The 26573-nt window shown below is 66.9% G+C and carries 32 protein-coding genes and 1 pseudogene; 14 read left to right on the top strand and 19 right to left on the bottom strand.

Annotated elements, in window-relative coordinates; translation table 11 throughout:
• The 3 genes and pseudogenes from ABQE93_RS20665 to ABQE93_RS20655 all read right to left on the bottom strand — a co-directional run bounded on the left by ABQE93_RS20665 (window position 1) and on the right by ABQE93_RS20655 (window position 2361).
• Window positions 1-753, bottom strand: coding sequence for an Rv2686c family ABC transporter permease subunit (locus ABQE93_RS20665; protein ID WP_448410116.1), 753 nt, complete (start codon window positions 751-753; stop codon window positions 1-3).
• Window positions 750-1460: a fluoroquinolone export ABC transporter permease subunit gene (locus tag ABQE93_RS20660; RefSeq protein ID WP_448410115.1), complete on the bottom strand. Its 711-nt coding sequence runs from the start codon at window positions 1458-1460 to the stop codon at window positions 750-752. Before ABQE93_RS20660 ends, ABQE93_RS20665 begins: the two co-directional genes overlap by 4 nt.
• Window positions 1457-2361, bottom strand: a pseudogene (locus tag ABQE93_RS20655) (ABC transporter ATP-binding protein). Before ABQE93_RS20655 ends, ABQE93_RS20660 begins: the two are co-directional and overlap by 4 nt.
• A 173-nt stretch (window positions 2362-2534) precedes the next feature.
• On the opposite strand from ABQE93_RS20655, the gene ABQE93_RS20650 reads away from it, so the two are divergent.
• The gene (locus tag ABQE93_RS20650; RefSeq protein WP_448410409.1) at window positions 2535-2936 is read left to right on the top strand and encodes a GbsR/MarR family transcriptional regulator; all 402 of its coding nucleotides are present in this window, start codon (window positions 2535-2537) and stop codon (window positions 2934-2936) included.
• A gap of 21 nt (window positions 2937-2957) precedes the next feature.
• On the opposite strand, the gene ABQE93_RS20645 is transcribed toward ABQE93_RS20650, so the two are convergent.
• The 5 genes from ABQE93_RS20645 to ABQE93_RS20625 form a co-directional block, all read right to left on the bottom strand.
• Window positions 2958-3434: an MSMEG_6728 family protein gene (locus tag ABQE93_RS20645; protein ID WP_448410113.1), complete on the bottom strand. Its 477-nt coding sequence runs from the start codon at window positions 3432-3434 to the stop codon at window positions 2958-2960.
• A 65-nt stretch (window positions 3435-3499) separates the two neighbouring features.
• The gene (locus ABQE93_RS20640; RefSeq protein ID WP_448410111.1) at window positions 3500-4045 is read right to left on the bottom strand and encodes a hypothetical protein; all 546 of its coding nucleotides are present in this window, start codon (window positions 4043-4045) and stop codon (window positions 3500-3502) included.
• A 13-nt stretch (window positions 4046-4058) separates the two neighbouring features.
• Window positions 4059-4505: a hypothetical protein gene (locus tag ABQE93_RS20635; protein WP_448410109.1), complete on the bottom strand. Its 447-nt coding sequence runs from the start codon at window positions 4503-4505 to the stop codon at window positions 4059-4061.
• Window positions 4506-4938: 433 nt separating this feature from the next.
• Window positions 4939-6165 carry a class I SAM-dependent RNA methyltransferase gene (locus ABQE93_RS20630; protein ID WP_448410107.1) on the bottom strand — a complete coding sequence of 409 codons (1227 nt, stop codon included), beginning with the start codon at window positions 6163-6165 and terminating at the stop codon, window positions 4939-4941.
• The gene (locus ABQE93_RS20625; protein WP_448410105.1) at window positions 6162-8165 is read right to left on the bottom strand and encodes an APC family permease; all 2004 of its coding nucleotides are present in this window, start codon (window positions 8163-8165) and stop codon (window positions 6162-6164) included. The genes ABQE93_RS20630 and ABQE93_RS20625 overlap by 4 nt, the downstream gene beginning before the upstream one ends.
• A 78-nt stretch (window positions 8166-8243) precedes the next feature.
• On the opposite strand from ABQE93_RS20625, the gene ABQE93_RS20620 reads away from it, so the two are divergent.
• Entirely contained in the window at window positions 8244-8915 is a 672-nt protein-coding gene (locus tag ABQE93_RS20620) for a potassium channel family protein (protein ID WP_448410103.1), read from the top strand.
• Between the two features lie 9 nt (window positions 8916-8924).
• Window positions 8925-9590, top strand: coding sequence for a potassium channel family protein (locus ABQE93_RS20615; protein WP_448410102.1), 666 nt, complete (start codon window positions 8925-8927; stop codon window positions 9588-9590).
• A gap of 2 nt (window positions 9591-9592) precedes the next feature.
• Here the strand turns inward: ABQE93_RS20615 and ABQE93_RS20610 are convergent, their stop codons facing one another.
• From ABQE93_RS20610 to ABQE93_RS20600, 3 genes are read right to left on the bottom strand one after another with little or no spacing between them, the layout of a single operon-like run.
• Window positions 9593-11077, bottom strand: coding sequence for an MFS transporter (locus ABQE93_RS20610; protein WP_448410100.1), 1485 nt, complete (start codon window positions 11075-11077; stop codon window positions 9593-9595).
• Window positions 11067-11777: a DUF3159 domain-containing protein gene (locus ABQE93_RS20605; RefSeq protein ID WP_448410098.1), complete on the bottom strand. Its 711-nt coding sequence runs from the start codon at window positions 11775-11777 to the stop codon at window positions 11067-11069. The genes ABQE93_RS20610 and ABQE93_RS20605 overlap by 11 nt, the downstream gene beginning before the upstream one ends.
• The gene (locus ABQE93_RS20600; RefSeq protein WP_448410096.1) at window positions 11774-12142 is read right to left on the bottom strand and encodes an OB-fold nucleic acid binding domain-containing protein; all 369 of its coding nucleotides are present in this window, start codon (window positions 12140-12142) and stop codon (window positions 11774-11776) included. Before ABQE93_RS20600 ends, ABQE93_RS20605 begins: the two co-directional genes overlap by 4 nt.
• Window positions 12143-12276: 134 nt before the next feature.
• On the opposite strand from ABQE93_RS20600, the gene ABQE93_RS20595 reads away from it, so the two are divergent.
• Window positions 12277-13026 (top strand): alpha/beta hydrolase family protein, encoded by a 750-nt coding sequence (locus ABQE93_RS20595; RefSeq protein ID WP_448410094.1) that lies wholly within the window; start codon window positions 12277-12279, stop codon window positions 13024-13026.
• Here ABQE93_RS20595 and ABQE93_RS20590 read toward each other — a convergent pair.
• Window positions 13023-13757, bottom strand: coding sequence for a DUF3710 domain-containing protein (locus tag ABQE93_RS20590; RefSeq protein ID WP_448410092.1), 735 nt, complete (start codon window positions 13755-13757; stop codon window positions 13023-13025). The two genes, ABQE93_RS20595 and ABQE93_RS20590, sit on opposite strands and share 4 nt — an antisense overlap.
• Window positions 13757-14221, bottom strand: a complete 465-nt coding sequence (gene dut / locus ABQE93_RS20585; RefSeq protein ID WP_448410090.1) for a dUTP diphosphatase — start codon at window positions 14219-14221, stop codon at window positions 13757-13759. The genes ABQE93_RS20590 and dut overlap by 1 nt, the downstream gene beginning before the upstream one ends.
• Window positions 14222-14246: 25 nt before the next feature.
• On the opposite strand from dut, the gene ABQE93_RS20580 reads away from it, so the two are divergent.
• The gene (locus ABQE93_RS20580; protein ID WP_448410088.1) at window positions 14247-14732 is read left to right on the top strand and encodes a DUF3093 domain-containing protein; all 486 of its coding nucleotides are present in this window, start codon (window positions 14247-14249) and stop codon (window positions 14730-14732) included.
• A 21-nt stretch (window positions 14733-14753) separates the two neighbouring features.
• Here the strand turns inward: ABQE93_RS20580 and ABQE93_RS20575 are convergent, their stop codons facing one another.
• Window positions 14754-15056: a DUF4193 domain-containing protein gene (locus tag ABQE93_RS20575; protein WP_448410087.1), complete on the bottom strand. Its 303-nt coding sequence runs from the start codon at window positions 15054-15056 to the stop codon at window positions 14754-14756.
• A 163-nt stretch (window positions 15057-15219) separates the two neighbouring features.
• Here ABQE93_RS20575 and cei point away from each other — a divergent pair, with 163 nt between their 5' ends.
• Complete coding sequence (gene cei, locus ABQE93_RS20570; protein ID WP_448410085.1) at window positions 15220-15879, top strand: envelope integrity protein Cei; 660 nt, start codon at window positions 15220-15222, stop codon at window positions 15877-15879.
• Here the strand turns inward: cei and ABQE93_RS20565 are convergent.
• On the bottom strand, window positions 15876-16721 hold the full coding sequence (locus ABQE93_RS20565) for an inositol monophosphatase family protein (protein WP_448410083.1): 846 nt from the start codon (window positions 16719-16721) through the stop codon (window positions 15876-15878). The two genes, cei and ABQE93_RS20565, sit on opposite strands and share 4 nt — an antisense overlap.
• A gap of 101 nt (window positions 16722-16822) precedes the next feature.
• Between ABQE93_RS20565 and ppgK the strand changes: the two genes are divergently transcribed.
• The 3 genes from ppgK to ABQE93_RS20550 all read left to right on the top strand — a co-directional run bounded on the left by ppgK (window position 16823) and on the right by ABQE93_RS20550 (window position 20172).
• A complete protein-coding gene (gene ppgK, locus ABQE93_RS20560) occupies window positions 16823-17632 on the top strand; it encodes a polyphosphate--glucose phosphotransferase (RefSeq protein WP_448410081.1) in 810 nt (269 codons plus the stop codon).
• 200 nt (window positions 17633-17832) lie between these two features.
• A complete protein-coding gene (locus tag ABQE93_RS20555; RefSeq protein WP_448410079.1) occupies window positions 17833-19356 on the top strand; it encodes an RNA polymerase sigma factor in 1524 nt (507 codons plus the stop codon).
• A 42-nt stretch (window positions 19357-19398) separates the two neighbouring features.
• On the top strand, window positions 19399-20172 hold the full coding sequence (locus tag ABQE93_RS20550) for an FkbM family methyltransferase (RefSeq protein WP_448410077.1): 774 nt from the start codon (window positions 19399-19401) through the stop codon (window positions 20170-20172).
• A 15-nt stretch (window positions 20173-20187) separates the two neighbouring features.
• Here ABQE93_RS20550 and ABQE93_RS20545 read toward each other — a convergent pair whose 3' ends face one another.
• Both ABQE93_RS20545 and ABQE93_RS20540 read right to left on the bottom strand, forming a co-directional pair.
• The gene (locus ABQE93_RS20545) at window positions 20188-20970 is read right to left on the bottom strand and encodes a hypothetical protein (RefSeq protein WP_448410075.1); all 783 of its coding nucleotides are present in this window, start codon (window positions 20968-20970) and stop codon (window positions 20188-20190) included.
• A 43-nt stretch (window positions 20971-21013) separates the two neighbouring features.
• A complete protein-coding gene (locus ABQE93_RS20540) occupies window positions 21014-21373 on the bottom strand; it encodes a DUF952 domain-containing protein (RefSeq protein ID WP_448410073.1) in 360 nt (119 codons plus the stop codon).
• Between the two features lie 130 nt (window positions 21374-21503).
• Between ABQE93_RS20540 and ABQE93_RS20535 the strand changes: the two genes are divergently transcribed.
• Together ABQE93_RS20535 and ABQE93_RS20530 are read left to right on the top strand one after the other, a co-directional pair.
• A complete protein-coding gene (locus ABQE93_RS20535; protein WP_448391094.1) occupies window positions 21504-21695 on the top strand; it encodes a DUF7455 domain-containing protein in 192 nt (63 codons plus the stop codon).
• 64 nt (window positions 21696-21759) lie between these two features.
• Entirely contained in the window at window positions 21760-22785 is a 1026-nt protein-coding gene (locus ABQE93_RS20530) for a YihY/virulence factor BrkB family protein (protein ID WP_448410071.1), read from the top strand.
• On the opposite strand, the gene ABQE93_RS20525 is transcribed toward ABQE93_RS20530, so the two are convergent.
• Window positions 22775-23011 carry a DUF3039 domain-containing protein gene (locus ABQE93_RS20525; RefSeq protein WP_448391092.1) on the bottom strand — a complete coding sequence of 79 codons (237 nt, stop codon included), beginning with the start codon at window positions 23009-23011 and terminating at the stop codon, window positions 22775-22777. The two genes, ABQE93_RS20530 and ABQE93_RS20525, sit on opposite strands and share 11 nt — an antisense overlap.
• Before the next feature lie 65 nt (window positions 23012-23076).
• Between ABQE93_RS20525 and ABQE93_RS20520 the strand changes: the two genes are divergently transcribed.
• The 3 genes from ABQE93_RS20520 (at window position 23077) to ABQE93_RS20510 (ending at window position 25423) form a co-directional block, all read left to right on the top strand.
• On the top strand, window positions 23077-23490 hold the full coding sequence (locus tag ABQE93_RS20520; RefSeq protein ID WP_448410069.1) for a DUF3099 domain-containing protein: 414 nt from the start codon (window positions 23077-23079) through the stop codon (window positions 23488-23490).
• A 147-nt stretch (window positions 23491-23637) separates the two neighbouring features.
• The gene (locus ABQE93_RS20515) at window positions 23638-24597 is read left to right on the top strand and encodes a sigma-70 family RNA polymerase sigma factor (RefSeq protein ID WP_448391090.1); all 960 of its coding nucleotides are present in this window, start codon (window positions 23638-23640) and stop codon (window positions 24595-24597) included.
• A 130-nt stretch (window positions 24598-24727) separates the two neighbouring features.
• Complete coding sequence (locus ABQE93_RS20510) at window positions 24728-25423, top strand: iron-dependent transcriptional repressor DtxR (RefSeq protein ID WP_448391089.1); 696 nt, start codon at window positions 24728-24730, stop codon at window positions 25421-25423.
• Between the two features lie 4 nt (window positions 25424-25427).
• On the opposite strand, the gene ABQE93_RS20505 is transcribed toward ABQE93_RS20510, so the two are convergent.
• Entirely contained in the window at window positions 25428-26465 is a 1038-nt protein-coding gene (locus ABQE93_RS20505; RefSeq protein WP_448410068.1) for a DUF4192 domain-containing protein, read from the bottom strand.
• Window positions 26466-26573: the final 108 nt, after the last annotated feature.

The following is a 26573-nucleotide window of genomic DNA, read 5'->3' as shown; positions in this document are numbered from 1 at the left end:
TTACGTGTTCTTGGCGACAAAGCGCTTGAAGAGCAGCCAGGCGATTGCAGCGTTGTAGGCGAGGCCGCAGAGTAGGTACGGCCACCAGAGGGACCCTTCGCTGGCTGACCAGAAGGTCTTGGCCGCCCAGAACGGCGGCAACACGCCGAACGCCAGAGCCCACGCCGAGTCGATGAACCAGGGCAGACATGGCAAGCCGGCGATCAGCATGCCGACTGCCCGGACCATTGCGATGCCCTGGATCTTGTTGCCCGCCAACGCAAGGATCAACAGCGTCGTGACGATCGCGGACAGCCCCGCCAGCAGTCCGATTGGCACCAGGGCGGGCAAAAGGCCTGGCTCGAGCAAGCCGCTGAACGACAGCGTCGACACGACGTAGAGCGTCGTCACCAACAGCACGGTGCCCGCACGGTAGCCGAAGAATGTCGACAACGGCACCGGAGTCACCTGAAGCGCGACCAAGGTGCCGGCGTCAACCTCGTCGAGCACCAGTAGCGCGGCCAGACCTCCGGCCACGATCACGCTGGTCAACAGCAGAAATGCGGTCAGCACCAAGGGGTAGTACGGGACGAGGTCGAAGCCGTAGCGGTCCGCGAGCAACTCGGTGAACATCGGGGTGAGGACCGCGACGCCGACGGTCCAGATCACCGGCGCGACGACCACCATCACCAACAGCGGATCGCGGTATGTGCCGCGGATGTCGTTGCGCGCGAACGCTGCTACCGCCTGTCTCGACACAGACCTGGTGGTCATGTTCCCGACCTGGCCACGACGTACTTGCCGAAGAAGAGCCTCGCTGCCGTACACATCGCCGCGATGGACACCAGCGGGTACCCCACCGCGTACACCGCCTGCCACGGCGTAAGGATCACCTGTCCGAATGCGTCGCCGAGCAGCAGCAGCGGTCCGAGGGTGGGAATCGCGTACAGCACCGGATTCGCCGACACCCCAGAGAAGCTCAGCACCGGTAGACCGATCATCACGGCCAGCGGAACCGTGCCGAATATCACCCAGTCGCTGACTGAGGAGAAAGGTAGGCAGGTGATGAAGCCGACCAGCAGCATCAGGACGGTGCCCAGGATCACCCCGACGATCAGGGGAATCGGGCGATAGTCGACTCCGTGCGCCACCGAAACCACCACCACCGCCACCGCCAGCGAAAGACCGGTTAGCAGAGCCACTTTCGAGGTCAGATACTCCCAGAATCTCAGCGGTGTGGAGATGATGGCGCCCACCGTCCGCTCCTGTTTCTCGAAGAACACCGAACCGCCGATGAAGAAGAATCCGATGATGGCGATGTCGCCCAGCAGGATGTAGGGCTCGAACACCGGTCGCAGCCGTTGCGGCAACGGCAGCAAGACGGCCAGCCAGATGAGGCCGCTGAACACCCCCGCGTGCAAGAACTTCTGCCGGACTTGCAGCGTGAACTCCAAACGGAACACGCTCGCCAGGCGGGTCACGTCAGCCGCCTGCCGGTGGCTTCGACGAACACGTCGTCGAGTGTCGCCCCCCGGCTGTGGATGGTCTCCACATGATGGTTTCGTAATACGGTGTGAAACGCGGAATCCTCAGCCAGGCCGTCCATCCCGAATTCTGCTGTCTCGAGCGTTCCGCCTTCGCCCCGATACTCGACGCGCACACGACGCTGGCTGCGGGCGATCTTGAGCTCGGTCGGGGTGTCCATGGCAACGATGCGACCGTCGACCACGAACGCGACCCGGTCACAGAGCTCGTCGGCCACGCGCATGTCGTGCGTGGTGAGAAAGATGGTGCGACCACGTGCCTTCAGGTCGAGCACGATGTCTTTGACTTTTCGCCCGTTGACGGGGTCGAGTCCGGATGTGGGCTCGTCGAGAAACAGCAACTCGGGATCGTTGAGCAGCGCGCGGGCGAACGTCAGCCGCATCTGCATGCCCTTTGAGTAGTTGCCGACTCGAACGTCAGCGTCGTCGGCCAACCCGACCGCGTCGAGAAGTTGCATCGGATCGAGCGTGTCGACTCCGTACAGGGACGCGAAGAACCGCAGGTTCTCCAGTCCGCTGAGCTTCTGATAGTGATTCGGCAACTCGAACGACACTCCGATGCGCTCGTAATAGTCGCGCCCCAGGCTGCGGGCTCCCTCCCCCACACGGACACCTCGCCACCGTGACCGCTGAGAAGTCCGATGAGCAGCTTCTGCGTCGTGGACTTGCCCGCACCGCTCGGGCCGAGGAAACCGAAGATCTCCCCCCGGTCGACGGCGAACTCCATTCCGCCTACCGCAGGAATATCGGTCTTCGGATACGTGAAGGTCAGTCCGCGCACGCTGATCACCTCGGTCGCCGTAGGACTGGCCTGTTGTGATGACAGGACGGATCGCATGTATGCCTTCCGGGTAGCAGGGTCCAGGTTCCGACCAGACTTCCCGGAGCGCCGAATCGTACTATACTGAAATTTCAGAAATTACTGAATACATTTATGGAGGCTTGGTGGCTGATCCGCCCGACCCTCGCGCCATTGCGGAGGAACTGGCCCTTGTCCTGTCCACTCATGGGATGCAGCGGATGACCGCGCGGGTTCTTGCAGCGCTGGTGTTCACCGAGCAACCCACGATGACGATGGGCGAACTTGCCGAACAACTGCAGGCGAGTTCGGGCGGCATCTCCGGGGCTTTGAAGATGCTTACCGGCGTGGGCGTGGTGGAACGTGTGCCCGCGCCCGGCAGTCGGCGCGATCACTATCGTCTCCGCGACGACGCCTGGGCTGTGCAATACACGAAACAAAACGAAGTGCTGTCGGGGGTTCTCGCGGCTGCAGAGGCCGGAATCGCCGCTACCGAGGACGGCAGCCCGGCCTGCCGACGCCTCACGCAGATGCGCGATTTCTACACGTTTCTGCTGGAGGAGATCCCCGTCATGCTCGACCAGTGGCAGCAACGATCGACTGTGGCGCGGTAACGACCAACAGCGTCGCTCAGATCAGCCGCGCCGTCGCTCCCGATCTGACTTGGGCCACACGTACGGCAGATCGTCGGGCACGTCGCCGAAGTGCGCCCGGTAGTGGTCCGGATCCTTACGCACCAGCGAGGACTGGTGGCTGCGATGAAACGCCGAATCGCCCAGCCAGGGCGGCAATTCGGCGGCGCTGTCCAACTCCTGCTGCGTTCGCACCTCGGTGAGCCCGGTGCCCTGCTTCAGGTCGGCGGCAAGGGTCACCGCGCACGTGTCGGCGGCACCCGTCTCGCACCACACCGCGCAGATGTCGAGCCCGTAACGCACCAGGGCCTCCTCGTATCCCGCCCACATGGCAACGGCCGGATGGTGGCGCCAACCGTAGCCCGGCACCGTCAGCCCCCGCAGGATCTGGATGGTCTCGACCCGCTGCTTACCGAGACGGCGTCGGTCGAGTACGCGCGCCGACGCGTCGAATCCGGAGTAGGGCAGGAAGGTTTGCACGCCCCCATCTACCCGGCACGCCGAGGGACAAAACCTACCGCGGGCTCAACGCCGACCGGCTGTGTTTAGAACCAACCGCCGGCGGGACGAATCCCCTTGTACCAGTCCACGACCGCGCGTGATGTGCGATCGGCTTCGGCGTCGGAACGCACGAGCGCCATCGATGTGGCGAAGTCCTGAACCCCGTTCATCGAACACTCGTAGCTGATCCGGTGCGCCAGGTCCCGCACCCAGTCGACCACCCGGGCCTTCTTCCCGTCGCGGGTGGCGCGCACATCGCAAACCACCAGCAGCCGCTGGGCTCCGGTGGAGATGGCGGTGTCGGTGACGAAGTCACAGATCTGGTTCTCGCTCGCCCGCTCCTGGCGTCTCGCGCGGCTGAAATGACCATCGGCGACAATCGAATCGATCAGCTCGTCATCGACGATGACGATGATCGACTCTGCGCCTTCGGTTTCAGCGCTTTCGCCGTCGTTGACACCATGGCGGCGGAACTCCGCGGCCATGGACTCGTATAGCTCTGTCGCCTGACCGAAAACAATCGGCGACGAGCCGATCTCCCGGACTGCCAACTGAGACTCCATTCGACTCATGGGTGCTGATTCGAGCACCCCTGCGCCGCAACTAGACGGCTATCCCTTGAGCGTTGCGCAACCGAGTTTCTCGTTGCACAGCGCGCTTCTGTTCTCTGGTGAGTTCCAGCGCTACCTGGATTCCATCCCGGTAGCCTGCTGCCACATCGTCACGCGGCTCCGCACGTAGCGCCTCAGCGAGTCGCTGGGAAATCGTGCGGAGCGCGGCCAACGTCCTGGTGCGGTGACGTTGTGACCAGCGCTCCCCGTTACGCGAAGCGTTGGTGAAATCCATTGCGATGACTGCCATTTGATCGAGGACACAGATGCGTGCGAATCGAGTTGCCGCGGTGTAGCCCTTGCGGTACGCGGCGCTGCGTTCACCGGTCGATGCGCCGCCTGCCTTGGCCAGCGCCTCCTCCAGTGCATCCAATTCGGTGCGATCGGCCGGTGTCGCCGCTTCGCCAGGCAGGTCCGTGCGCCTCATCACGGCGTCCACGTTTTACGTCCCTTCTTCGTTAGCTATCGAGTTTCTAAAAGCAAAGAGTTTGCCCGTTGCGGTGTCGCAATTAGTTCGAACGCAACCGGCGTGGAAAAAATTTCTTTGCGTTTGCGCCGCGATTTTAGTTCTGCACCGATAAAACGATGTCTACACAGTAATTATCGGCCCTGAAACCGTGCCTCAGAGCCGATAATTTGTGCAGGTCAGGTCAGTCACGACTAACCCGAGCGCTTACGCTTCGGAAGGAATTCTTCAGTCGCTTCGACCTTGGCTCGTTTCTCTGCCCGACGCTCTTTAATTGACTTCCCGGGCTTCTTTGCAGATTGTTTAGCCATCGTTGCTCCTTTTCACAGTGGCAACCATCACTTGGTCCGACCATACCCGAGAAAAAAATAAAAGCCAGCCTGCCAATTCGCGGTTGCGCCGCTGCTCAGCGGGTCAATACCGCGACGCTCTCGACGTGGTGTGTCAGCGGAAACGAGTCGAAGACCCGCACCTGTTCGACGGTGTATCCGTGGCCCAGATACAGCCCGACGTCACGCGCGAATGCCGCCGCCTCACATCCGATGTGGATCACCCGCGGCACCCCGGCGTCGGCCAACAGTTCGATCACCTCGCGGCCCGCGCCCGACCGCGGCGGGTCGAGCACCGCGACGTCTGCGCGCCGCCGTTGCGCCTTCAGCGCGCGGCGCACGGAATCTGTGACCACCGCTACCCAGCCCATGTCGGCCAGCGCGGCACGTGCCGCGCGCGAGGAAGCGCGCGACGTGTCGACGGTAATGACCCGGCCGGTCTCGCCGACGGCCTCGGCGAGCACCGCGGCGAAAATTCCTGCGCCCCCGTACAAATCCCATGCGGTCATCCCCCGCTGCAGCTGCGCAGCGCCGGCCACCAGCCGGCTGTAGGTCTGCGCCGCGTCCCGGTGGGCCTGCCAGAACCCGGTGACCGGCACCTTCCAGGTCCGTCGCCCGACCCGCTGCAGCGCTTCGTAATTACCGTCGATCACCTGCGTGGCGGCCCTGCGCCCAGTGCGCGGCCCCGATTGCACGACGTGGCGGACGCCGTCGTCGTCGAGCGCGACGTGCACCTGGGCACCCACCGGCCAGGAACGCTCGTCGAGCCCGTCGAGCATGCCTGCGGGCAGTTGCGCACAACCGAGTTCGGTGACCACCTCCGAGCTGTGATAGCGGTGAAAGCCGAGGCGACCGTCGGCTGAGGTGTGCAACCGCACCCTGGTCCGCCAACCGGTGGCCTCGCCCTCACCCACGGGTTCGGCGGTGGCCTGTTGCTCGTCGAGCCAGGAGTAGCCGCCGAGCCGGGCCAGTTGGTTGGCGACGACGAAACCCTTCAGCCGTCGCAGCGCCTCCGGTGTGGCGAACGCCATATCGCAACACCCGGCGCCGTCGACGCCAGCGATCGGACAGATGGACGCGACGCGGTCGGTCGACGGTTCGATCACCTCGACGGTGTCGGCGTGCCAGTACTTTCCGTGATCGGCGGCGCCCTCCCGCAAGCGCACCCGCACCGTCTCCCCGGGCAGCGCGTGCCGGACGAACACCACGCGCCCGTCATGGCGGGCCACACAGCTGCCCCCGTTGGCCGCGGGCCCGGTGGTGAGCGTGAGATAGGCCGGGGTCGCGTCGAGCGGTTCGGTCACTCCAGGAAACCCCTGCGCACGTCGCCCGGCGCGGACTGCGGTTGCATGGTCTTGAGCCGCTCCGACGAATTCAACTGCCACGGAACCGATGTCACCATCACGTTCGGCTCGAACAACAGCCTTCCCTTCAGCCGCAGTGCGCTCTGGTTGTGCAAAATCTGTTCCCACCAGTGACCGACGACGTACTCCGGGATGAACACCGTCACCACCGTGCGCGGCGACTCCTTGGACACCCGCTTGACGTAGTCGATCACCGGGCGGGTGACCTCCCGGTACGGGGACGCGATCACCTTGAGGGGCACGCTGATGTCGCTGTTCTCCCACTTGTGCCGCAGGGCACGTGTCTCGGCGTCGTCGACGCCGACGGTGATCGCCTCCAGCACGTCCGGACGGGTGGCCCTGGCATAGGCCAGCGCGCGCATGGTCGGCAGATGCAGTTTGGACACCAGCACCACCGCATGGTTGCGGCTGGGCAGCACCAGGTCACCGATTTCGCCCGCCTGTTCCTCGAGTTCGCGCGCGACGGTGTCGTAGTGGCGCCGGATGAGCCGCATGATCCCGAACAGGGCCGCCATCGCCAGGATCGCGATCCAGGCGCCCGCGACGAACTTACTCACCACCACGATGACCAAGACCGTTCCGGTGCAGACCAATCCGACCGCGTTGATCGCTCGGGACCGCATCATCTTGCGGCGTGCGGCGGTGTCGGTCTCGGTGCGCAGCAGCCGCGTCCAGTGCCGCACCATGCCCGTCTGGCTGAACGTGAACGCGACGAAAACCCCGACGATGTAGAGCTGGATCAGCGAGGTCACCTGCGCGCCGAACGCGACGACGAACGCGATGGCCGCCAGGGCCAGAAACAGAATGCCGTTGGAGAACGCCAACCGGTCACCGCGGGTGTGCAGTTGGCGCGGTAGGTAACGGTCTTGGGCCAAGATGTCCCCGAGTAGGGGGAATCCGTTGAAGGCGGTGTTGGCCGCCAGCGCCAGGATCAGCGCCGTGACTATCGTGATCAACAGCAACCCGAAAGAGAAGTCGTGGAACACCGCGTCGGCCAGCTGGGCGAGCATTGTCTTCTGTTGGTAGTCCGGCGGCGCCCCGACCAGTTGCTCATGCGGGCGCTCGGCGATCTGCACCCCCGTCTCGTTGGCCAACATGATGGTGCCCATGAACAGCGTGACCGCCAGCGCACCCAACAACGTCAGCGTCGTGGCCGCGTTGCGCGACTTCGGTTTCTCAAACGCCGGCACCCCGTTGCTGATCGCCTCGACGCCGGTCAGCGCCGCGCTGCCGGAGGAAAACGCCCGAGCGACCAAAAACACCAGGGCGAACCCGAGGACATCGCCGTGCTCGGGCTCCATCTCGAAATCGGCCGACTCCGCCTGCAACGGCTCACCGAGCAGGTAGAGCTGGATGAAGCCCCAGCCGAGCATCAGAAACATGCCGATGACGAACAGGTACGTGGGGATCGCGAACGCGGTGCCCGACTCGCGCACACCGCGCAGGTTCATCGCCGCCAGAAACAGGATCGCCACCACCGCGAACAACACCTTGTGCTGGTTGACAAACGGCACCGCGGAGCCGATGTTCGACATCGCCGACGACATCGACACCGCCACGGTCAGCACGTAGTCCACCAGCAGCGCGCTGGCCACGGTGAGGCCCGCGGTCGGTCCCAGGTTGGTGGAGACCACCTCGTAATCGCCGCCGCCCGAGGGGTAGGCGTGCACGTTCTGCCGGTAGCTGGCGATGACGATCAACATGACCGCGGCCACGGCCAGCCCGATCCAGGGCGTCATCGAGTACGCGGTAAGACCCGCGACCGACAGAACCAGGAAGATCTCCTCCGGCGCATAGGCCACCGACGACAACGCATCGGAGGCGAACACCGGGAGCGCGATCCGCTTCGGTAGCAGCGTGCGCGAGATCTTGTCGCTGCGGAACGGTCTGCCGAGAACCAACCGTCGTGCGACGGTCGAAAGCTTGGACACGAGTGCCAAGGGTAAGCCTGACGGTCGATAACCGCGGGAAAGCGGTAGCGTTCCGACTGCGCGGGTTCGAACAGGAAGGACCGTCAGGTGCGGGTAGTGGTGATGGGCTGCGGCCGGGTTGGGGCGTCGCTGTCGGACAGCCTGGCCAGAATCGGTCACGATGTGGCGGTTATCGACCGCGACAGCACCGCGTTTCACCGGCTGTCCCCGGAGTTCCCCGGGGAACGGGTGCTCGGTATGGGATTCGACCGCGACGTGCTGCTGCGGGCGGGCATCGAGGAGGCCGGCGCGTTCGCCGCGGTGTCCTCCGGCGACAACTCCAACATCATCTCGGCGCGGGTGGCGCGCGAGACGTTTCGCGTCGAGCGGGTGGTCGCCCGCATCTACGACGCCAAACGCGCCGCGGTATATGAGCGGCTGGGCATCCCGACCGTCGCGACCGTGCCGTGGACCACCGACCGGCTGCTCAACGTGCTCACCCGCGAAACCGAGACTGCGAAATGGCGCGACCCCACCGGCAACGTCGGCGTGACCGAATTGGCCCTGCACGAGGAATGGGTCGGACGGCCGATGTCGGATCTGGAGACCGCCACGGGCGGGCGGGTCGCGTTTCTGATCCGGTTCGGTGAGGGCGTGCTGCCCGACACGAAGACCGTCATCCAGGCCGGCGATCAGGTGTTCATGGCCGCCATCGCCGGACATATCGCCGAAGCGCTGGCGATCGCGGCGTTGCCGCCAAGCGAGGACATCGAGGGCTAGAGAGACGCTATGAAAGTCGCCATCGCCGGTGCCGGCGCCGTCGGCCGCTCCATTGCCCGCGAACTCGTCGACACCCACGAGGTGACCCTGCTCGAACGCAACCCCGACCACATCGACGTCGACGCGGTCCCCGCCGCCCAGTGGCGGCTCGGCGACGCCTGCGAGCTCACCCTGCTGGAGGCGATCAAGCTCGAGGAGTTCGACGTGGTGATCGCGGCCACCGGCGACGACAAGGTCAACGTCGTGGTGAGCCTGCTGGCCAAGACCGAGTTCGCGGTGCCCCGGGTGGTGGCCCGGGTCAACGACCCCCGCAACGAATGGCTGTTCGACGAGAGCTGGGGCGTCGATGTCGCGGTGTCGACGCCGCGTATGCTGGCCTCCCTGGTCGAGGAGGCCGTCGCGGTCGGTGATCTGGTGCGGCTCATGGAGTTCCGCAAAGGCCAGGCCAACCTGGTCGAGATCACGCTGCCCGACGACACCCCGTGGGGCGGACGGCCGGTCAAGCGCCTCGAACTGCCCCGCGACTGCGCGCTGGTGACGATTCTGCGCGGCCCGCGGGTGATCGTGCCCGAGTCCGACGAACCGCTGGAGGGCGGCGACGAGTTGTTGTTCGTGGCCGTCGCCGAAGCCGAGGACGACCTCAAGACGTTGCTGCTGAACCGCCAGCCGCGCTGATCTTAGTGCACCGATGCCCAGCTCACGAAAGAAGGCGGCGGGCTCGGCCGGTCGTGACACTGCGCCACCGCATCGGCGTCGACTCGGCCCAGTTCGCCGCGCACATTGCGGATGCCCAGCGCCGACACGACGCCCGCGATGACCAACATGGCCGCCGTCACCAGCGCGCCACGGCGGAAACCGTCGAAATCGACTGCGCCGCCGACGATTACGCCGGTGAACGCGATGGCGATCAGCCCCGCGATGCGCGAGATCGCGTTGTTGACGGCCGACCCGACACCGCTTTGGGACGGCGGCACCGCGGCCAACACCGCCGCCGTCAACGGCGACACCGTGACCGTCAGCCCGAGTCCGAACACCGCCAGGCCGGGCAGCATCTGCGTCCAGAGGTCGAACGGTTCGCGCGTCGCGGCCATCAGCACATAGCCGGCGGCCGCGATCACCGGGCCGACGGCCATGAACAGCCGCGGGCCGTACCTGCCTGCCAACGCGCCGAAGCGGCGGGCCAGCAGAAACGACAGCACCGGCACCGGCAGCGTCGCCAACCCGGCCTGCGTCGCCGACAACCCGGCGGTCTCCTGTAAGAACAGCGCGACGATCAGCATGCCCAGCGACAGCCCGCCGTAGAGGAATACGGTGGCGAGGTTGCCGACGGCGAAGTTGCGGGCGCCAAAGATGCCCGGCGGCATCATCGGATGCGGTGTGCGACGTTCCCACCACGGAAACGCGCACAGGCACGCCAAGCCGACCAGCATGGCGACCACCACCGCCGGATGCGAGAAGCCGAGGCGTTGGCCCTCGATCAGCGCATACACCACACCGGTGAGCCCGGCGGCGTTCAGCACCGCCCCGACGACGTCCACGCGGCGCCCGCCCGCGGCGCCGTCGGGCGCGGCGAACTCGTCGGTGTCCAGCTTCGTCGTCAGGTACAGGGTGACGGCCAGCGGCACGATGTTCACACCGAAGATCCACCGCCAACTCAACGCGTCGACGAGCACCCCGCCCAGCAGCGGCCCGATGACGAAAGCCGTTCCGGTCCAAGCCGTCCAGGTACCGATCGCGCGGGCCTGGGCGGCGCCGGAGAACCGGGCGTTGATCATCGCCAGCGAGCTGGGCACCAGAAATGCCGCGCCCACACCCTGAAGGCAGCGCGCGGCGATCAGCACCCATCCGGTGGGCGCGACCGCGCACAGCACCGACGACACCGCGAACACCACCAGCCCGATGCGCAGCACCGCCAGCCGGCCGAACTGATCGGAGACGGCGCCGGCGACCAGGATCAGCGCGCCCAACGTGAGCAGGTAGCCGTCGACCACCCACTGCTGAAGCGCCAGCCCGGCGCCGAACTCGGTGCTGATCGCCGGCAGCGCGAGGTTGACGACCGACCCGTCGAGAAACGCGACGAAGGACGCGAGTACGGCGACCGCGATCAGCGGCCGGTCGGTGTTGTCGGCGCGCCGACGTCGACCAGTGGCCTCAGTGGGCATCCGATTGGGCCACGCCGTCGCGCTCGGAGTGCGCGGCGTCGGCCGCAGTGCCCGGGTGCGCCGCCTCGTGGGCGCGGATGGCGCGCTGGGCCGAACGGATCGCCAGATAGGTGACCAACGCGGCGACAGCGGTCAGCGGCCAGCCCATCGCGATGCGCGCGGCGCCCAGCCAACCGGTCTGGTCCGCGTCGTACAGATGGTGCTGCACGACGAACCGCGAGGCGAAGACCAGCACCCAGACCAGCGTGGCCGCGTCGAACACCCGCACCGCCTTGCGCACGTCGCGCCAGCCGCGGTCGTGCCCGCTCACCCACGCCCATACGAAGCCGACGACGGGCCGGCGCACCAGCACCGACAGCGTGAACACCGACGCCCACAGCAGCGAGGTCCAGATGCCCAGCAGGAAGTAGCCCTTCGACTCCCCCATCGCATAGGCGATCAACGCGCAGATGCCGACACCGAAGAAGCCGGAGACCGCAGGCTGTGCGGTCTCGCGGCGCGCCAGCCGCCACACCAGGATGAGCGCGGCCACCGCCAGCGCCGATATGACCGCGGGCACCAGCCCGAACAGCGATGACGCCGGAACGAACACCACCACCGGCAGCGATGAGTAGATCAGCCCGCTGATGCCGCCGACCTGGGCGAGGACGGCGTTGACCTTGTTGCTCGGTTCACCCGGTACGGTTCCGGGCTCGCTCACTTTTGAATCTCGTAATGCGGGTTGTAGATGGCCTTGGAGCCGTTGTCGAGCTTGCCGACCCGGCCATGCACCTTGAGGGTGCGGCCCGACTCGATACCGGGGATGCGGCGCTGGCCCAGCCAGACCAGCATCACGGAGTCGGTGCCGTCGAACAGTTCGGCCTTGACGCCGGTGCTGCTCTTACCGTTGCACTCCACGCTGCGCAGTGTGCCGATCATCGTCACTTCCTGACCGCGTTCGCAGTCGATCGCCTTCTGTGCGCCGGTACTCGCGGCTTCGTCGCTGAGCTCTTCGACATCGAGTTGCTCCGGGTCCTCCGTCAACCGCCGCGTGAGCCGGCGCAGATACCCTTCGGCCGTAGCCATGGCCTCTCCTGACCTTTCGCAGATCTTCCATAGATCTACCCCAATCAACGCCACCGTAGACCTGTTGGTTCCGATATGCCACGTGGGGTGGAGTCGCCACGCCGGGCGATTTCGCGGCTTGGCACGATCGTCGGATGGCCGTCAATCTGCGTGGGGTGACCGTGGTGCTGCTGCCCGGCACCGGGTCCGACGACAACTACGTTCACCGGGCATTCTCGGCCGCGCTGTGGGATGCGGGCGCGGTGATGGTCACCCCGGCGCCGGAACCCGACCGGCTCGTCGCGGGCTATCGCGAGGCGCTGCGCGACGCCGGCCGCGACGGCGCGGTCGCGGTAGGCGGGGTGTCGATCGGCGCGGCGGTGGCCACCGCGTGGGCGTTGGAGCATCCGGGGCAGACCGTGGCCGTGCTCGCGGCGCTGCCCGCGTGGTCGGGCTCCCCGGAAACGGCGCCGGCCGCGATGGCTGCGCGCCACTCCGCGCAGTTGCTGCGCGACGAGGGGCTCGACGCGGCCACCGCGACGATGCGGGCGTCGAGCCCGCGCTGGCTGGCCGACGAACTGGCCCGCTCGTGGGCCGCGCAGTGGCCGTCGCTGCCCGACGCGATGGAGGAGGCCGCCGGCTACGTCGCGCCGACCTGCGACGAGTTGACCCGGCTCGCGGCCCCGATGGGTGTGGCCGCCGCCGTCGATGACCCCGTACATCCGGTCGACGTGGCACGGCAGTGGGCGGCAGCCGCGCCGCGGGCCGCGCTGCGCACGTTCACCCTCGACGAGATGGGTGCGGATCCTGCGGTGGTCGGCGCGGCGTGCGTGGCCGCGCTACACGCCTGCGATTTGGGTGCAGTCGGTCACGCTGAGCGTGCCGAAGTACGCCGAAATCCCTAACCGCCGGTGATGGTGCGCAGCTGCTGCATGGCCGAGCCCTGCACGCTACGGCGCGCGGTCGGTTCGGTCAGCGGCGGCTGCTGACCGCCCTGCTGGGCCTGCTGGGCGGCGGCCTGCTCGGCGGCGACGCGCAGTTGTTCGGCCATCGGCTCGGGCAGCTCAACGGTCAGCGGGGTGCGCACCGGCATCGGGGTGTCACCGCGGCGAACCACAGTGTCGGCCAACGCATTTCGCGCCTCTTCGGCCAGCGCATCGATGTTCTGCTGGGTGCCGTTGACGACGCAGCGGATCATCCAGCGGTAGCCGTCGACGCCGATGAACCGCACCACACCGGCCTGGTTGGCGTCGCCGGCGGCCACCCCGACGACCTCGCGGCCCCACGGGCCGTCCTGGATGCTCACCGACGGCACGTCCTTGCGCAGCGACTCGGCCAGTTCGGTGGCGATCTCGCGCCACAGCCCGGTGGACTTCGGCGCGGCGTAGGCGGCGATGGTGAACCGGCCGTTGGGCGTGACGACCCAGACCGCGCTTGGCACGCCCTGCTGGGACACCTCCACCTGCACCTGGCCGCCCTCGGGCAGCGGGATCAGCACCGAGCCCAGGTCCAGCCGGCCCACCGCGGCCACCGACGGGTCGTCGAAATCGTCGATGTCGAAGGGACCTTCGAGCTCATCGTCTACTGCGCCCACCTCGTCGGAGGTGTTGTCGTTGTCTTGTTTACCGAATGCCATCACAAACTCGCATGTCCGCCGGAGGAACCGTGGCCGCCGTCGCCACGGGATGTGTCAGCCAGGCCCGCCTCGTCGAATGACGTCACCTCCACCAACTCGGGCAGTTCGACGCGCTGCACGAGCAACTGTGCGATCCGGTCGCCGCGGTGCACGAGAATCGGCGCCTGGGAATCGAGGTTGATCAGCGCCACCTTGATCTCACCACGGTAGCCGGCGTCAATGGTACCCGGGCTGTTCACAATCGAAAGCCCAACGCGGGCAGCCAAACCCGAACGGGGGTGGATCAGCCCGACCATCCCGTGTGGGATGGCGACCGCGATGCCGGTCGCAACGAGTGCCCGCTGGCCGGGGGCCAGTTCGACATCGACCGCGCTGTAGAGGTCGACGCCCGCGTCGCCCTCATGCGCGCGGTGGGGCATGGGCAGATCGGGGTCCAGACGCACGACCGCCAAAGTGGTGGACACGACGTCAGAGATTACCCTTGGCCGCGTGTCAGACACGCGTGCCACGTCCCAAACCGTGCGCTACCGGGAACGGTTGTGGGTGCCCTGGTGGTGGTGGCCGCCGGGCCTCGGCTTCGGCGCGCTGCTCGCGTTCCAGGTGAACCGGGGGGTGCCCGGCCTGTCGGGCTGGGTGCCGTATGCGGTGTTGCTGCCGGTCGCCGCCATCACGCTGCTGTGGCTCGGCAGGACCGAGGTGCGGGTGGTCAGCGACGCCGACGACACCGAGTTGTGGGTGGGTGCGGCGCACCTGCCGATGAGCGTGGTGTCGCGCTCCGCGGAGGTGCCGCGCAGCGCCAAGTCCGCGGCGTTGGGCCGCCAACTCGACCCGGCGGCTTACGTCCTGCACCGCGCATGGGTGGGCCCCATGATTTTGTTGGTCCTCGACGATCCCGACGATCCCACCCCGTACTGGCTGGTCAGTTGCCGTCACCCGGATCGTGTGCTGACCGCGTTGCGCGGCCCACAGCAGTAGCAGATCCCCGAACCGCACCCGTCAGGCCGCGCAGTCGCTGCAGAGCATCACACCGTTCTTCTCGCTGGCCAGTCGGCTGCGGTGGTGTACCAGGAAGCAGCTGGCGCAGGTGAACTCGTCAGCCTGCTTCGGAATGACGCGCACCGACAGCTCCTCGCCGGAGAGGTCAGCGCCTGGCAGCTCAAAAGACTCCGCGGACTCCGATTCGTCGACGTCAACGACGGCAGCCTGGGCCTCGTTGCGGCGCGCCTTCAGTTCTTCCAGCGAGTCTTCTGAGACGTCATCACTCTCAGTTCGCCGTGGGGCGTCGTAATCGGTAGCCATCCTCGTCCCCTCCGATAAACGTTGCAGCAGAGCTTTGTACCAGCGTCGAACGCATCCACCAAATGATTCGTGCCCGTATTGGCACAGGTTCTACTGTGATTTACGTCACAGCTTGGTGGGCGCCGCCCGAGGGACTCTAGACCACTGCCTCTAGAGTGCAGTCGTGGTCGCGCAAATCACCGAGGGAACCGCGTTCGACAGGCACGGTCGCCCGTTCCGTCGGCGCCATTACGTACCGGCAACCGTGATGTTCGTCGCACTGGCGATCGTGACGCTGTTGGTCTGGGTCGTCGCCCTGAACCGGCCAGCCGATGTGCACGAGGCTACCGTGTGCAACCCGCCGCCGGCGCCGACCGATCCCGCCGCGCCGCCACCACCGCCGCTCGGCGAGCAGGTGTCGCGCGCGGAGATGACCGAGGTGATGCCGGCCAAGCTCGCCGACACCAAGATCCGCGTGCTCAACGCCAGCGGCCAGGGTGGTCAGGCCGCCGAGGTGGCCAGCGCCCTGCGTGACCGCGGATTCACCGACCCGACCGCCGAGAACGACTCCATCTACGTCAGCGCCAGGCTCGAGTGCCACGGCCAGATCCGGTTCGGTCCCTCCGGGCGGGCCGCGGCGGCCGCGGTCTGGCTGGTCGCGCCCTGCACGGAGTTGTTCGAAGACCAACGCCCCGACGACACCGTCGATCTTGCGCTCGGCACCGAGTTCACCGAACTCAGCAGCGGCGACGATATCGAGGCGATGTTGGCCAGCCTGCGCCCAGACGCCACCCAGCCGCCCGACCCGGGGCTGCTGTCTGAGATCCACACCGCGGCCTGCTAGGCCAGGCCCACCGCGTCGCTGAGCGCCTCGGCGATACCGGGCGCGGCGGCCAGGACCATTCCCGGCGTTCCGGCCGGAAGGTCATCGGGCGGCAGCCGCACTGTCGCGCCGGCCTCGGCCGCGATCAGCGCACCCGCGGCCCAGTCCCACAGCTGAACACCCGCTTCGTAGTAGCCGTCGAGTTGTCCGGCGGCCACCATGCACAGATCGAGCGCGCACGAGCCGATGCGCCGGATATCGCGTACCGCGGGCACGATCTTGGTCAGCAGTTCGGCCTGCCGTCGGCGGTGCTCGACGTCATAGCCGAATCCGGTGCCTACCAACGACATTGACAGCTCGGTGGCGGTGCTGCACCGCAGCCGGGTCGTCTCGCCGGCCCGGTGCAGCAGCGCGCCGTGACCGACGGCGGCCGAGTACCGCGCACCGGTGGGCACGTCGGCGATCGCACCCGCCACCGATGCGCCGTCGCGCTGTACCGCGACCGACACCGCATATGCGCCGATCCCGTAGACGAAGTTCACCGTGCCGTCGATGGGATCGAGCACCCAGGTGAGCTGTCCGTCGGCCACGGCGGCCGATCCGCCCTCCTCCTCGCCGAGGACCGGTTCGCCGGGACGTAGCACGGCCAGCCGGTCCCGTAACAGCCGTTCGGTCTCGGTGTCCACGACGGTGACGGGGTCGGTCGGCGTGCTCTTGGCCCGCACGGCCGACCCGGAGTCCGGGTCCGCGGCGGTATCGCCGAACACCTCAGTGCGCCGTTGTGCCACGAACGTCGCGGCCTCATCGGCGAGTTGTTCGGCGACCTTGCGCAACTGCACGGGATCGGAGTTGGTTTCGCTCACATCCCTATCGCAGCACAATGGGCGACGATGCCCCGTCGGAACCCCGCTGAACTACTAAGGTGTGGGGCGCATGACCTGCCTGCCCTCGTAGAGGAGCGCGAATGACCGCGACCGATTCCCCAGCCGCCGACCCGTCGACCAACGGAGGTAAGCAACGCCGCGGCTTCGGCGTCGACGTCGGCGGAAGCGGCGTCAAGGGCGGCATCGTCGACCTCGATACCGGCGCGCTGATCGGCGAACGGTACAAGCTCGCCACCCCGCAGCCCGCGACTCCCGACGCGGTGGCCGAGACCATCGCCGCGGTGGTCCGCGAGTTCGGCTGGACCGAGGCGCTCGGGGTCACCTACCCCGGCGTGGTGGTCGACGGCGTCGCCCACACGGCCGCCAACGTCGACAAGGGCTGGATCGGCACCAACGTGCGCGACGCCATCAGCGCCCATCTCGACGGGCAGCGCGTGACCGTCCTCAACGACGCCGACGCCGCAGGACTCGCCGAGGAAAGATTTGGTGCCGGTCGCGACAACACCGGGGTGATCGTGCTGCTGACGTTCGGCACCGGGATCGGTTCGGCGGTGATCCACAACGGCGCGCTGCTGCCCAACACCGAGTTCGGCCACCTCGAGGTCGGCGGCAAGGAAGCCGAGCATCGCGCCGCGTCCTCGGTGAAGGAAAAGAAGGGCTGGAGCTACGAACGCTGGACCCGCGAGGTGACGAAAGTGCTGGTGGCGATCGAAAACGCGATCTGGCCCGACTTGTTCATCGCCGGCGGCGGAATCAGCCGCAAGGCCGACAAGTGGATCCCGTTGCTCGAGAACCGCACCCCCGTGGTAGCCGCCTCGCTGCGCAACACCGCGGGAATCGTCGGCGCCGCGATGGCCGCTGAGGTCGACGTCACAGCTACCGCCAAGTAGGCACGCCCGGCAGGGCCGAATTTGCCGCTCAGGACAGCCGTCTCCCACACTGTCGTTACAATGGTCGACGGCGGCCGCATCCCGGATAGCGGCGAGATCAACCGCCAATATTCGACAGCCAACGCTCTTCGATGGTGCACGCATCCCCGCACTTCGCGTGGATACCGGCCAACGAAGAGATGAAAGACGAAAGGGCGTACGTGGCAGCGACAAAGGCAAGCCCGGCAACCGACGAGCCGGTTAAGCGCACCGCTACCAAGACCCCCGCCAAGAAGGCTCCAGCGGCGAAGTCTGCGAGTGCCGGGGCCGCAAAGTCTGCCACCGGGGCACCGCCGGCCAAGAAGGCCGCGAAGTCCAAGAGCCGCGCGACCACCAAACCGGCCAAGGCCGCTCCGGCCAAGGCCGCTGCCGCCAAGGCCAAGCCGGCGTCGCGGGCCACCAAGGCCAAGACCGACGGGGCGGCCCCACGTGGCCGCGCCAAGAAGGCCACCGCGGCGGAGGCCAAGGTCGACGACGACGCCACCGACGTCGAGACCACCGAAGACCTTGACGTCGAGCCCGGTGAGGACCTCGCCGACGACGTCGACACCGCCGACCTCGAACTCGAAGACATCGAGGACGACGCCGAAGAGGCCGAAGAGGCCGCGCCTGCTAGCGCCGCCGTCGAAGTAGTGGCCACCGGCGACGACGACGACGAGGAGATCGCCGAGCCGTCCGAGAAGGACAAGGCCTCCGGTGACTTCGTCTGGGACGAAGAGGAATCCGAGGCGCTGCGGCAGGCCCGCAAGGACGCCGAGCTGACGGCCTCGGCGGACTCGGTGCGTGCGTACCTCAAGCAGATCGGCAAGGTCGCGCTGCTCAACGCGGAAGAAGAGGTTGAGCTCGCCAAGCGCATCGAGGCCGGTTTGTACGCCACCCAGCTGATGGCCGAGTACGCCGAGAAGGGCGAGAAGCTCACCACCGCGCAGCGCCGCGACATGATGTGGATCTGCCGCGACGGTGATCGCGCGAAAAACCATCTGCTGGAAGCGAACTTGCGTCTGGTGGTGTCGCTGGCCAAGCGCTACACCGGCCGCGGTATGGCGTTTCTCGACCTGATCCAGGAAGGCAACCTGGGCCTGATCCGTGCCGTCGAGAAATTCGACTACACCAAGGGCTACAAGTTCTCCACCTACGCCACGTGGTGGATCCGCCAGGCGATCACCCGCGCGATGGCCGATCAGGCGCGCACCATCCGCATCCCGGTGCACATGGTCGAGGTGATCAACAAGCTCGGCCGCATCCAGCGTGAGCTACTGCAGGACCTGGGCCGCGAGCCCACGCCCGAAGAGCTGGCCAAGGAGATGGACATCACGCCGGAGAAGGTGCTGGAGATCCAGCAGTACGCGCGTGAGCCGATCTCGCTGGACCAGACCATCGGCGACGAAGGCGATTCGCAGCTGGGCGATTTCATCGAGGACAGTGAAGCCGTGGTGGCCGTCGACGCGGTCAGCTTCACGCTGCTGCAGGATCAGCTGCAGTCGGTTCTGGAGACGTTGTCCGAACGCGAGGCGGGCGTCGTGCGGTTGCGGTTCGGCCTCACCGACGGCCAGCCCCGCACGCTCGACGAGATCGGTCAGGTCTACGGCGTGACCCGTGAGCGGATCCGTCAAATCGAGTCCAAGACGATGAGCAAGTTGCGCCACCCGAGCCGGTCGCAGGTGCTGCGCGACTACCTCGACTGAATTCCGCATCGGCGGTGCTGTCACGTATTACGTTGTGAACCCATGAGTCTCGTTACCACCCTTCGCGCCCGTCAGCGCGTCAAGCGTGAACTCGCCCACGGTGAACCCGAACTCAAACTGGTGCCGATGCTCGCCGATTCGCAGCGCGATTTCCTCGACGTCGGGGCCAACGACGGTGTCTACTCGTATTTCGCGCTCGGCCATTACCGCAGGGTGCTCGCCGTGGAAGCCCACCCCGGTCTGGTCAGCGCGCTACGCCGCATCGTCAAGGACCCCAACGAAGTGCTCGCCACCGCGCTGTCCGACGAAGCGGGTGAGACCACCCTGCATGTGCCGGTGCGGCGCGGCCGGGACGTGGCGACCCGTTCCTCCCTTCAGGCGGACGCCAACCCCGGGTTTTCGCTTCGGGCGGTGACGGTGCCGACCACCACCATCGACCGCCTCGGGTTCGACCGGCTTGGCGTCATCAAGATCGACGTCGAAGGACACGAACTGAAGGTGTTGCGGGGGGCCGCGCAGACCTTGGACGCGGCGAAGCCGGTCTGCATCGTCGAGTGCGAAGAGCGCCACAACGTCGGCGGCATCGCGCAGGCATTCGCGTTCTTCGCCGATCTGGGCTACCGCGGCTACTTCCTGCACCGCGGGGCGCTGCACGACGGCGCGGAGTTCGACGCGGCGACCCTGCAGCGGGCCGAGAACGCCAAAACCGTCGGCGGCGGCCGCTCCCCCGACTACGTGAACAACTTCATCTTCGTGCACCCCGACAACGCCGAGGGCCTGGCGCGGATCAGGCGGGGTCTGGCCGAGGCGGCCTGACGCTGACCGAACGGTTCAGCGCTTCTTGTCGCGCACCTTGTACGTCGAGGGCCACGACTCCCGCGTCTCGTCGCCGGTCAGCGGCGTTCCCTTGCCGCCGATCTTGATGTCGTAGGCTTCTTTACCCGGCCCGGCCTCGCGGTTGGCGTGTTCGGTGGCCAGGTAGATCAGCTGGTCGATCTCGGCTTCGGCGAACGCGACGAACGTGGTCTTGCGGACGATGTCGTCGGCGCCCGCGGTGATCCGGTCCGGCAACACCCGGGTCGCGAACGCCGCACCGGCCAGCAGCACAGCCGGAACGACCCAGTAGCAGATGTAGGCCAGCGGCGTCTCCGTGTCGCGGATGGTGGCCTCACCGTCGACGATCGGCGGGATGGCCGACGACACCGCCATACCCGCGAACACCCCAACCCAGATCCACGTCAGCGTCGTGGTGGTCCGCGCGAACAGATCGCTCTTGGCGATCGCGTCGGGCTGTCCCACTTCGGCGAACTCGCGCACGAACGGTCTGCCGATCAGCACGCCGACCAGGGCGGTGATCAGGACCCCGAGAATGCTCAACGGCAATATCCACTGCGCCGCGAACGTCCGGCTGACCACCAACGTCAACACGAGCAGCACGAGAAACGTTGCCAGAGCACCGATTTCGAGAACACGGCCCGGGCCACCGCGCACCTGGCCGAGGGCGAACCCGGCGACCGCCACCGCCAGTGCGACCACCGCCGCGAGGGCGAACGGCACGTTACCGACGAGGATCCAGTAGACGATCCACGGTGCGAGACCTAACAGAATGCCCACGATTTGTAAGTGTACGTAGGACCCACTCCCGGCCGTGGGGCGGCTAGGACGGCAGCGGCGCAAACCGTCCGTCGGCGTCCGGCAGGCACGGCGTGACGCTGATCACAGCCGAAATCGGCAATGGTCCGTACAGATGTGGGAACTCCATCCCCATTGGATCGGCGGGGACACCGGGTTCCCAGCGAACCGGAGAGGACAGTCGTGCGGGGTCGATGCGCAGCAGCACCAGATCAGTGCGGCCGCCGTAGAGCCGGTTGGCGGGCAGATGCACCTGCTCGGGTGTCGACAGGTGGACGAACCCCGACGCCGCCAGCGAGGCCGGCCGGTGCTCACCGACCTCCTGAGCCGTGCGCCACTCGTCGGCGGCGCAGAGGTGGACCAACGCAACGGGCTGCGATGACATATGGTCAGCCTGCCGTCTCGGCCAACCGGTGTAACGGTGAGACGCGACACACCGGTAAGGATCAGGGAACAAGCCTTCAAGCCAAATCGTCTGAGACAGTAGAAGCACGCGAAGCAATACGGAGGTCGCCATGAACGCAACGCTCACCAGTCCCGAGTTGACCCGGGCTGACCGCTGCGATCGGTGTGGGGCCGCCGCGCGGGTACGTGCCAAGCTTCCGTCGGGCGGCGAACTGCTGTTCTGCCAGCACCACGCCAACAAGCACGAGACGAAGCTGGTCGAATTGGCCGCCAAGCTCGAAGTGAGCCCGGTGGAGGTCTGACCCCACGACACGGCTCGCGCCGTGCTGGGCAGCTGCAGCTGTCGTCAGGAATGCTGGACTGGTCATGAACGAGGACCAGCCCGCTTCTGCGAGACCGTCGCGCCATCACATTTGGCATATGGTGCGCCGCACCTTGTCGAAAAGCTGGGACGACTCGATCTTCTCGGAGTCCGCGCAGGCGGCGTTCTGGTGCGCGCTTTCCCTACCGCCGCTGCTGCTGGGCATGCTCGGCAGCCTGGCCTACGTGGCGCCGCTGTTCGGTCCGGAGACGCTGCCGACGATCCAGAGCCAGATCATCGACACGGCGGGCAGGTTCTTCTCGTCGAACGTGGTCATCGAGATCATCGAGCCGACGGTGCGCGACATCGTTCAGGGCGCGCGAGGCGAGGTGGTGTCACTCGGTTTCGTGATCTCGCTGTGGGCCGGTTCCTCGGCCATCTCGGCCTTCGTCGACTCGATCACCGAGGCCCATGACCAGACACCGCTGCGCCATCCGGTGCGCCAGCGGTTCTTCGCGCTGGGCCTGTACGTGGTGATGTTGGTCCTGGCGATCATCACCGCCCCGTTCATCGCGTTGGGCCCGCGCAAGATCGCCGAGTTCATCCCCGACAGCTGGGACCATGTGCTGCGGTTCGGCTACTACCCCGTGCTGGTGCTCGGACTGATCATCGGGGTGAACCTTCTCTACCGGGTGTCGCTGCCCAAACCGCTGCCGTCGCACCGGCTGCTGCTGGGATCGGTGCTCGCGACCGCGGTGTTCCTGCTGGCCACGTTCGGCCTGCGGTTCTACCTGACCTGGATCACCGCCACCGGCTACACCTACGGCGCGCTGGCGACGCCGATCGCGTTCCTGTTGTTCGCGTTCTTCCTCGGCTTCGCGATCATGATCGGCGCGGAACTCAACGCCGCCGTCGAGGAGGAGTGGCCGGCACCGGCCACCCATGCGAAACGCTTCCGGTGGTGGTTGGCGGGTAAGGCCGAGTCGCTGAACGGATCGGGTCAGGCGGCGCGCGGCCCAGCGGGCGTTGACGCCGCCGTCGGCGCGGCACCGGAACCCGCGGCGGCGAACGCCGACCCGACTACGTCTTGAGCTTCTCGTAGATGCGCTTGCACTCCGGGCACACCGGGGAGCCGGGCTTGGCCGACTTCGTCACGGGGAACACCTCACCGCACAGCGCGACGACGTGCGTCCCCATGACCGCGCTCTCGGCGATCTTGTCCTTCTTGACGTAGTGGAAGAACTTCGGGGCGTCGTCGTCGGTACCGTCGTCGACGCGTTCGTCGGTGTCGGTGCGCTCGATGGTCTGGGTTCGCATACATCCATTCTGCCTCCCCCGGATCCGACCCGTACAGCAGACGACGAGTGTGGAACAGTGGGGGTATGAAACACGGCCACGAGCTGAGTTTCGACGACGACGGCCGGCCCGTCTTGATCACTCGCGCCGCCCCCGCCTACGAGGAACAGCACCGCCAACGGGTACGTAAGTACCTCGTGCTCATGTCGGTTCGGGTACCGGCGTTGGTGTTCGCGGCCATTGCGTACGGCATCTGGCACAACGGGTTGATCTCGTTGGCGATCATCGTGATCTCCATCCCGCTGCCGTGGATGGCGGTGCTGATCGCCAACGACCGTCCCCCGCGCCGCGCCGATGAGCCCCGCCGGTACAACGGCGAACGCCATCACGAGGCGTTTGAGTCGGCTGAACAAGCCGCCATCGAAAGCGGCGAACCGGCGGCCCCGAACGCAGCGGGGCAAGGGGGCGAGGACGAGCCCAAAGGCGATGTTCCCAGCTGAGGACGTTCTGGGCTGATTCTCAGCACATTCTCAGGTCGTCACCGAAAAACCCCTGATCAACGTGTGTGAACCGGCCGATCGCTGGGAACTCTTTCGATCACGTGGGCGTTGTAGCTCATGACAGTTCGACCCGATCAGGAGGCCGTCATGGCAAATGCCACCTCAAGCCGCGTTGACCACGACCTGGACGCCCAGAGCCCGGCCGCGGACCTCGTGCGCGTATACCTCAACGGCATCGGCAAAACGGCCTTGCTCAATGCCGCCGACGAGGTTGAGCTCGCGAAGCGCATTGAGGCAGGCCTCTACGCCAAGCACCTCCTCGAGACACGGAAGCGCTTGGGCGAGAACCGCAAACGTGATCTCGCCACCATCGTCCGCGACGGTGAGGCGGCGCGTCGGCATCTGCTGGAGGCCAACCTCCGGCTCGTGGTGTCGCTTGCGAAGCGCTACACCGGTCGCGGGATGCCGTTGCTCGACCTGATCCAGGAGGGCAACCTCGGTCTGATCCGCGCGATGGAAAAGTTCGACTACGCCAAGGGATTCAAGTTCTCCACGTATGCCACGTGGTGGATCCGTCAGGCGATCACCCGCGGCATGGCCGACCAGAGCCGCACCATCCGGCTGCCGGTTCACCTCGTGGAGCAGGTCAACAAGCTGGCCCGCATCAAGCGTGAGATGCACCAGCGGTTGGGCCGCGAAGCCTCCGACGAGGAACTGGCCGAAGAGTCGGGCATCCCGGTGGAGAAGATCACCGATCTGCTCGAGCACAGCCGCGACCCGGTGAGCCTGGACATGCCGGTCGGCAGCGACGAGGAAGCCCCGCTGGGCGACTTCATCGAGGACGCCGAGGCCATGTCGGCCGAGAACGCGGTGATCTCGGAGTTGCTGCACACCGACATCCGGCACGTGCTGGCCACCCTCGACGAGCGCGAGCAGCAGGTGATCCGGCTGCGCTTCGGCCTCGACGACGGTCAGCCGCGCACGCTGGACCAGATCGGCAAGCTGTTCGGCCTGTCGCGCGAGCGGGTTCGCCAGATCGAACGTGAGGTCATGGCCAAGCTGCGCAACGGCGAACGCGCCGACCGGTTGCGCTCCTACGCCAGTTAACAACCGACAGACAGGCCCGCCGAGAAACCGGCGGGCTTGTCTTGTGTCGGGGCCAGTACGCCCCCATCGCGGCACGTTAGACCCCAGTTTCTCCAGCTAAGACGGTAGACTCGCCGTGACGGAGGGTGCCATGAACGATCTTGTCGATACCACTGAGATGTACCTGCGGACCATTTACGACCTCGAGGAAGAGGGCGTGGTGCCACTGCGTGCGCGCATCGCTGAGCGTCTCGATCAAAGCGGTCCGACCGTGAGCCAGACGGTTTCGCGGATGGAACGCGACGGATTGCTGCATGTCGCCGGCGACCGGCATCTCGAGCTGACCCCGAAGGGTCGCCAGCTGGCCGTGGCCGTGATGCGCAAGCACCGGCTCGCCGAACGGTTGCTCGTCGACGTGATCGGCCTTCCGTGGGAGGAAGTGCACGCCGAGGCGTGCCGTTGGGAGCACGTGATGAGCGAGGACGTCGAGCGCCGACTAGTGCAGGTCCTCGACAACCCGACCACCTCCCCGTTCGGTAACCCCATCCCCGGCCTGTCCGAACTCGGGCTGGCCGGTTCGGCGTTGGGCGCCGACCAGATGAACCTGGTCCGGCTCACCGAGCTACCGGCCGGTATGCCCGTCGCCGTTGTCGTGCGGCAACTCACCGAGCACGTCCAGGGCGACGCCGAGCTCATCGGCCGGCTCAAGGACGCCGGTGTGGTGCCCAACGCGAGGGTGACGGTGCAGATCAACGACAACGGTGGGGTCATGATCGTCATCCCCGGCCACGAGCAGGTCGAGCTGCCCTACCCGATGGCGCACGCCGTGAAGGTCGAGAAGGTCTAGACCGCTACCCCGCCCGCTGCCCGAACAGGCGCCTGGGCGGCAACTGCACCCCCAACCGGTCGGCCAGCCGGAACCCCGTCGCGGCCAGCTCCCGGATCCGTTCCGGGCGCAACCCCGACTGCAGCGCCGTGTCCAGCATGCGCGCCATCCGGTGGGTGCCGTCGCAGCGCAGCGCGGCCTCCAGCGACACCCCGGCCAGCGGCCCGTCGCCCCGCACGTACGCCGAGTAGGCCAGCAGCACCAACGCCTCGACCCGCCACGGCTCGGGCAGCCGCCGACACAACTCGGCCCACAACGACTCGGCCTGCCCGGCGTTCTCCCCGACCGCCAACGCATACAGCGTGTCGCGCACGGTCGGGTCGGTCAGCGCATCGGCGAGCCGGGCCAGCGTGTCATCGGACAGTTTCTCGCCGCCGGCCACGTGCGCGGCCGCCTCGATCGCGGCCTCGATATCGCGTCGCGCCTGGGCATCGGTGCGTCTGCCGCCGTCGCGGATCGCGGCGGCCAGCGCCGAGGTGCGCCCCGGATCGCTGACCGCGATGACCTGCTGCAGTTCGGCCCGACGCGCGTAGAGCCTGCGCCCGTCCAACACGGCGGCCGCGGCCAGCGGTGACGCCGACGGGTCCTCGACGGTGCCGGCACTGCCGCAACCGTCGGCGCAGTGCCAGCGCCCGCCGGCCGCGACCCGATCGACCACATGCGCGGCGAGCAGTTCGATCCCCTGCTCGGCCAGCGACGTCGTCAGCGCGTCCGCGAGGTGCCGGTAGTCGTCGTTGCAGAGCCGACAGTTGGCCCCCTGCTCGTCGACCACCACTGCGATCGCGGAGTCCGGCCTGGCCCCGGCCGCCACCTCGGCGATGTGGTCGAGGGAGTCGGGCAGGTCATCTGAGAGGTCGACTCTCATCACACATCCCATCGCGCCGCGTTCGACGGTGACCAGCACGAGGGATTTTTCCGGCACGAAGCCGAGCACGGCGGGTAAGGCGGCGATCAGCACGCCGGGACGGTTCAGATAGAAATCGGGTGATTGCGATGTGGTCATGTGTCCACCGTCGCGAGGAAGCCGACGGTTTCCGCCGGTTCGGAACGCTGCGGTGGGGTTGCTGTGGATGAATTCGCCGTTGGGGATGAATGGGCACCCGAACGTGGC

The organism is Mycolicibacterium sp. XJ662 (assembly GCF_053484035.1).
This window is presented reverse-complemented; position numbering and strand designations above follow the sequence as displayed.

What these genes read in the sequence shown, in the direction of transcription:
- ABQE93_RS20520 (WP_448410069.1), top strand. Translation starts at nt 23,077, where the DNA reads ATGAAACACGGCCACGAGCTGAGTTTCGACGACGACGGCCGGCCCGTC.
- ABQE93_RS20550 (WP_448410077.1), top strand. Translation starts at nt 19,399, where the DNA reads ATGAGTCTCGTTACCACCCTTCGCGCCCGTCAGCGCGTCAAGCGTGAA.
- ABQE93_RS20530 (WP_448410071.1), top strand. Translation starts at nt 21,760, where the DNA reads ATGAACGAGGACCAGCCCGCTTCTGCGAGACCGTCGCGCCATCACATT.
- ABQE93_RS20590 (WP_448410092.1), bottom strand. Translation starts at nt 13,757, where the DNA reads ATGGCATTCGGTAAACAAGACAACGACAACACCTCCGACGAGGTGGGC.
- ABQE93_RS20535 (WP_448391094.1), top strand. Translation starts at nt 21,504, where the DNA reads ATGAACGCAACGCTCACCAGTCCCGAGTTGACCCGGGCTGACCGCTGC.
- ABQE93_RS20665 (WP_448410116.1), bottom strand. Translation starts at nt 753, where the DNA reads ATGACCACCAGGTCTGTGTCGAGACAGGCGGTAGCAGCGTTCGCGCGC.
- ABQE93_RS20615 (WP_448410102.1), top strand. Translation starts at nt 8,925, where the DNA reads ATGAAAGTCGCCATCGCCGGTGCCGGCGCCGTCGGCCGCTCCATTGCC.
- ABQE93_RS20575 (WP_448410087.1), bottom strand. Translation starts at nt 15,056, where the DNA reads ATGGCTACCGATTACGACGCCCCACGGCGAACTGAGAGTGATGACGTC.
- ABQE93_RS20540 (WP_448410073.1), bottom strand. Translation starts at nt 21,373, where the DNA reads ATGTCATCGCAGCCCGTTGCGTTGGTCCACCTCTGCGCCGCCGACGAG.
- ABQE93_RS20595 (WP_448410094.1), top strand. Translation starts at nt 12,277, where the DNA reads ATGGCCGTCAATCTGCGTGGGGTGACCGTGGTGCTGCTGCCCGGCACC.
- ABQE93_RS20650 (WP_448410409.1), top strand. Translation starts at nt 2,535, where the DNA reads ATGCAGCGGATGACCGCGCGGGTTCTTGCAGCGCTGGTGTTCACCGAG.
- ABQE93_RS20525 (WP_448391092.1), bottom strand. Translation starts at nt 23,011, where the DNA reads ATGCGAACCCAGACCATCGAGCGCACCGACACCGACGAACGCGTCGAC.
- ppgK (WP_448410081.1), top strand. Translation starts at nt 16,823, where the DNA reads ATGACCGCGACCGATTCCCCAGCCGCCGACCCGTCGACCAACGGAGGT.
- ABQE93_RS20600 (WP_448410096.1), bottom strand. Translation starts at nt 12,142, where the DNA reads ATGGCTACGGCCGAAGGGTATCTGCGCCGGCTCACGCGGCGGTTGACG.
- ABQE93_RS20610 (WP_448410100.1), bottom strand. Translation starts at nt 11,077, where the DNA reads ATGCCCACTGAGGCCACTGGTCGACGTCGGCGCGCCGACAACACCGAC.
- ABQE93_RS20505 (WP_448410068.1), bottom strand. Translation starts at nt 26,465, where the DNA reads ATGACCACATCGCAATCACCCGATTTCTATCTGAACCGTCCCGGCGTG.
- ABQE93_RS20515 (WP_448391090.1), top strand. Translation starts at nt 23,638, where the DNA reads ATGGCAAATGCCACCTCAAGCCGCGTTGACCACGACCTGGACGCCCAG.
- ABQE93_RS20510 (WP_448391089.1), top strand. Translation starts at nt 24,728, where the DNA reads ATGAACGATCTTGTCGATACCACTGAGATGTACCTGCGGACCATTTAC.